At 59.8% G+C, this 4378-nt stretch carries 5 protein-coding genes and 1 pseudogene; 3 read left to right on the top strand and 3 right to left on the bottom strand.

Annotated features, from left to right (window positions below; all coding sequences use genetic code 11):
* Both HLUSI_RS0101415 and can read left to right on the top strand, forming a co-directional pair.
* On the top strand, window positions 1-543 hold a 543-nt coding region (locus HLUSI_RS0101415; protein ID WP_016832260.1), incomplete at its 5' end, for a DnaJ C-terminal domain-containing protein.
* 287 nt (window positions 544-830) lie between these two features.
* Window positions 831-1514: a carbonate dehydratase gene (can, locus tag HLUSI_RS0101410; RefSeq protein ID WP_016832259.1), complete on the top strand. Its 684-nt coding sequence runs from the start codon at window positions 831-833 to the stop codon at window positions 1512-1514.
* Window positions 1515-1595: 81 nt separating this feature from the next.
* Here can and panB read toward each other — a convergent pair whose 3' ends face one another.
* From panB to HLUSI_RS0101395, 3 genes are all read right to left on the bottom strand, one after another.
* Complete coding sequence (gene panB, locus HLUSI_RS0101405; RefSeq protein ID WP_016832258.1) at window positions 1596-2423, bottom strand: 3-methyl-2-oxobutanoate hydroxymethyltransferase; 828 nt, start codon at window positions 2421-2423, stop codon at window positions 1596-1598.
* Window positions 2424-2425: 2 nt separating this feature from the next.
* Window positions 2426-3067 carry a deoxynucleoside kinase gene (locus tag HLUSI_RS0101400; RefSeq protein ID WP_016832257.1) on the bottom strand — a complete coding sequence of 214 codons (642 nt, stop codon included), beginning with the start codon at window positions 3065-3067 and terminating at the stop codon, window positions 2426-2428.
* A 116-nt stretch (window positions 3068-3183) separates the two neighbouring features.
* The gene (locus tag HLUSI_RS0101395) at window positions 3184-3531 is read right to left on the bottom strand and encodes a DMT family protein (protein WP_016832256.1); all 348 of its coding nucleotides are present in this window, start codon (window positions 3529-3531) and stop codon (window positions 3184-3186) included.
* Window positions 3532-3823: 292 nt separating this feature from the next.
* Between HLUSI_RS0101395 and HLUSI_RS26450 the strand changes: the two are divergent.
* Window positions 3824-4378, top strand: a pseudogene (locus HLUSI_RS26450) (chemotaxis protein); the annotation flags it as partial.

Raw genomic sequence — 4378 nt, 5'->3', positions numbered from 1 at the left:
TGCGCAGTTCGGTCCGCTTGGACAGGCGCGCCAGCCGGTCGCCTCAAGCGCAACAAGACGCTGGAAGTGAAGATTCCGGAAGGCATCGACGACGGCATGCGCATCCGTTCGTCCGGCAACGGCGAACCGGGCATGAACGGCGGTCCTCCAGGCGATCTGTATGTGGAAATCCACATCAGGCAACACGAAGTGTTCCAGCGCGATGGCGACGATCTGCATTGCGAAATGCCGATCTCGTTCGCCAAGGCGGCATTGGGCGGCGACATCGAAGCGCCGACCTTGAGCGGCAAGGCTTCCTTCACGATTCCAGAAGGCACGCAATCCGGCAAGACCTTCCGCCTGCGCGGCAAGGGCATCAAGGGCGTGCGCTCCGGCTATGCCGGCGACCTGTTCTGCCACGTCGTGGTGGAAACGCCGGTCAAGCTGACCGAACGCCAGAAGGACCTGCTGCGCGAATTTGAAAAACTGACTGCCGAAGGCGGCGCCAAGCACAGCCCGCAAACCAAGACCTGGAAAGACAAGGTCAAGGAATTCTTCGAGTAATTCGGCTCAGACCGGCGTCGCCGTTTCAGGCGCGCCGGTTTTTGCGGCGTTTTTTCTATACAATGCAGTCGCGGCGCATGGTGCTGGTAACACAGTGCTCAGAACATGCGCCGCGCATTTCCGGAAGACATCGTTAGCATGCGCCATCGGCCGTCCGGCCGTATCCAGCGCCCGCCGTGGCAAACACGGCGAACGTCCGGTCTTCTTTTCATTCATCCTCATGCCTGCCGCGATCGGCCCTTTCGGGTGCGATGCGACGACAAGCGTGAAACTCGATCTTGCCGACTATGACCATACCAAGCCAACAAGACCAGGTTCAGCTGCAACTGCTGCAAGGCAACCGCCGCTGGGCAAGTGAAATTACCGCGCGGGACCCGGATTTCTTTTTGAAGCTCGGCTCGCAGCGTTCTCCCGAATATTTCTGGATCGGCTGTTCGGACAACCGCGTTCCGGCCAACGATCTGCTCGGCCTGTTGCCGGGTGAACTGTTCGTCCACCGCAATATCGCCAACGTGGTCGTGCACACCGATCTGAATTGCCTGTCGGTGCTGCAGTTCGCGGTCGACGTGCTGAAGGTCAAGCACATCATCATCTGCGGCCACTACGGTTGCGCCGGCGTCCAGGCGGCGCTTACCAAGCGCCGCGTCGGTCTCGCCGACAACTGGTTGCAGCACGTCCAGGACGTCCATGAAAAGCACATCGGTTGTTTCCACGACCACATGTCGCAGGGCGACCAGCATGATCGTCTGTGCGAGCTCAACGTGCTGGAACAGGTCGCCAACATCTGCCGCACCACCATCGTCACCGATGCCTGGGAACGCGGTCAGGAATTGAGCATCCATGCTCTGGTCTACGGCGTGCACGACGGATTGCTCGAAGCCTTGTCGCCGACCATCAGCAATGTCGATGAATGCAGCAAGAACCTGGCAGTCAGCCTGGATCGCTACAAGGACATCAAGGACATTCGCTGAAGCGGAGCCTGCCTGTTCCTGAAAAGAAAAAAGCCTGCGCGAGCAGGCTTTTTTTCGTCTGCCGATATCCGGAGAAAGCGCTCAGAAGCAATGCTCGGCTGCCGGGAAGCTGCCGTCCTTGACCGCCGCCACATAGCCGCGCACGGCCTCTTCCACACTGGCTGCGCCGTCCATGAAATTCTTCACGAAGCGCGCCTTGTGGCCCGGGAACACGCCCAGCATGTCGTGCATCACCAGCACCTGGCCGGAACAGTCCGGACCCGCGCCAATGCCGATGGTGGGGATGCGCAACTGCGCCGTCACGTCAGCGCCGAGCGTCGCCGGAATCGCTTCCAGCACCAGTAGCGAAGCCCCGGCCGCCTGCACGGCCCTGGCGTCGGCGTGCAGCAATTCGGCGCCTTCCAGTGTCTTGCCCTGCACCTTGAAACCGCCCATCTGATGCACCGATTGCGGCGTCAGGCCGAGGTGCGCGCAAACCGGGATGCCGCGTTCGGTCAACAGGCGAATGGTGTCGGCCAGCCAGGCGCCGCCTTCGATTTTCACCATGTGTGCGCCGGCCTGCATGAGCTTGACGGCATTGTCGAATGCTGCGAGCGGCGACCCGTAGGCGCCGAACGGCATGTCGGCGATGATCAGCATGGACTGGTTGCCGCGCGCCACACTGGCCGTGTGATAGGCGATGTCCGTGACGGTCACCGGCAAGGTCGATTGGTGGCCCTGGCATACCATGCCCAACGAATCGCCGATCAGCACCGTGTCGACGCCGCTGCGATCCATCAACGCCGAAAAACTGGCGTCATAACAGGTCAGCATGGTGATTTTGTCGCCCTTGTCGCGCATGGCTTGCAGGGTGTGGATGGTGACGGCTTTCTTGCGTGTTGCGGGAACGTCCTGCAGATAGGCGGCCATGGTTATTCTCCTCGGTTCAGGAATGCGCGCTTGCCGCGCATCTCGATGATGTGCGACAGCAGCAGCTCAAAATCTTCGTCGCTGTCGGCCATGTTCATGTGCTCGTTGTTGACGATCAGCAGCGGTGCGGCATCGTAGTTGTAGAAAAAGCGACTGTAGCTGTCGCCCAGACGCTGCAGGTAATCGTGTGAGATCGAGGCTTCCATCGGAATGCCGCGCTTGCGAATGCGCTCGATCAGCGTTTCCACCGGCGCCTGCAGATAGATCACCAGATCCGGCTGCACGGCGTGCGTGCGCATGTGCTGATAAAGCTGTTCGTAGAGTTTCAGTTCTTCATCGGCCAGCGTCAGGCGCGCGAACAGCGGATCTTTTTCCAGCAGGAAGTCGCCGACGAAACGGGTGTTGAACAGATCCGATTGCGCCAGCTCCTGCAATTGCTGGATACGCTGGAACAGGAAGAACATTTGTGTCTGCAGCGCATAGCGGCCGGCGTCGCGGTAGAACTTTTCGAGGAAAGGGTTTTCCTGCGGCTGCTCCAGCACTGCCTGCACGCCGAGACGGTCGGCCAGCTTGCGCGCCAGCGTGGTCTTGCCGACGCCGATCGGGCCTTCGATGACGATGTAGTGGTAACTGTCTAAATCCATTCTCGCTCTTGACGGCTATTGCACCGCACACAGTGGATGGGAGTCCGCATTGTACGAGAGTGGCGCTGCGCTGTCAGCGCTGTGTCAGAACCGGTTCCGCAGAAAGAGCGGGCAGATCAGCTGCGGAAAATGAAATACACCGCGCCGACCAGACACAGCGCCGCCCACACATAGTCGAGCTTGAACGGCTGCTGCATGTAAATCATTGCAAACGGCACGAACACCGTCAGCGTGATCGCCTCTTGCATGATCTTCAGTTGCGCCAGGCTGAACTGCGTGTAGCCGATGCGGTTGGCGGGCACCTGCAACAGGTACTCGAACAGCGCGATCGACCAGCTGATCAACGCGGCGATCCACCAGGGTTTGGAGGCCAGGCTCTTGAGATGGCCGTACCAGGCCACGGTCATGAAAACGTTCGACAGCGCCAGCAAGCCGACGGTCTGTAAAGCAACAGGAATTTGCATGGGGTGTATGAGGTAGGGAATTCGTTTCTTTTCGGCAATGCATACTCTGACAAATCAAGCTGAATTCTGCCTCTATTCCGCCCACAGACCAAGCCTTCGACGGTCCAGAATAAAGAACACAAAATATGACCGGTGATACGGGTGTTGTTTTGTGGAAATTTTAATTATTCGCGGCGAATGTATAAAAAGCGGCCGCATGTTGCCGTTAATGCAAGGAAAGGCGGCATGTGGAGACGAGAAGGGGATCGTCCCGCCTGAACTACCAAAAATCAAACATTCTGATTGGACCATCGTGAAGTCGAACTATCGCGCCTTGCTTGCGTTGTGGGGGATCAATGCTCTTGTGCTTGCTTTGCTGGCACCACGATGGTGGCAGGGCATCATCGCCGGCGCGCTGATCGCAGGCGTGGCGTGGGTGCTTGGCGCAGGTCCGGCGAGAGCCGGCGCGGCGCCGGTTGCAGGTATTCCTTCGGCACAAGCAAATGAAGAGGCGGCCGGTCCGACGGACCTGCCCGTGCTGGTGCAAGCGGTAGTGCCGGCCTGGCGCAACAACGTACAGCTGGCGCGCACCCAGACGCAGGAAGCAATCGACAAGCTCACGCAGCGCTTCGTCGGCATCCATCAACGCCTCGGCGGCGCAGTCAGCCTGGCCGAAGGCGGCAAGAACGGCGACGTCCTGCAAGTCATCCAGAACGCTGCACAGCAGCTCGGCGGTATCGCTGATGCCCTGGAGCAAGTACTGACCACGCGCGACGCCTTGCTGCGCAAGATTGCAGCGCTCAGCCAGCACAACGAAGATATCCGTCAGCTCGGCCTGCAGGTCGAGCAAATCGCCGGCCGCACCGGC

Origin of the sequence: Herbaspirillum lusitanum P6-12, assembly GCF_000256565.1 — a bacterium.
GTDB lineage: Bacteria > Pseudomonadota > Gammaproteobacteria > Burkholderiales > Burkholderiaceae_D > Herbaspirillum > Herbaspirillum lusitanum.
This window is presented reverse-complemented; position numbering and strand designations above follow the sequence as displayed.